Origin of the sequence: Pseudomonas sp. OTU5201 (assembly GCF_038440135.1) — a bacterium.
Classification (GTDB): domain Bacteria; phylum Pseudomonadota; class Gammaproteobacteria; order Pseudomonadales; family Pseudomonadaceae; genus Metapseudomonas; species Metapseudomonas resinovorans.
Genome location: NZ_JASATC010000124.1, coordinates 1 through 266, shown reverse-complemented (window position 1 = coordinate 266; position 266 = coordinate 1). Strand labels below are relative to the sequence as shown.

1 protein-coding gene is annotated in these 266 nt (G+C 72.9%); it reads left to right on the top strand.

Going from position 1 to position 266, the window contains the following annotated elements; genetic code table 11:
* Positions 1 to 266 (top strand): serine dehydratase beta chain (locus AAHM40_RS27135; protein ID WP_342247457.1); only part of this gene is annotated, 266 nt, incomplete at both ends.

Genomic DNA, 266 nt, shown 5'->3' with positions numbered 1-266 from the left:
AGCGTGTTCGACCTGTTCAAGATCGGTATCGGCCCTTCCAGCTCGCACACCGTGGGCCCGATGCGGGCGGCGGCGCTGTTCGCCGCGGCGCTGCGCGAGCGCGGCCTGCTGGCGCAGGTGACGCGGGTCGAAGTGCGCCTGTATGGCTCACTGTCGGCCACCGGCGTCGGCCACGGCACCGACCGCGCGACCCTGGTCGGGCTGATGGGCGAGTGGCCGGACCGCGTCGACCCGAAGCAGATCGCCCCGCGCATCGAGGCGCTGCA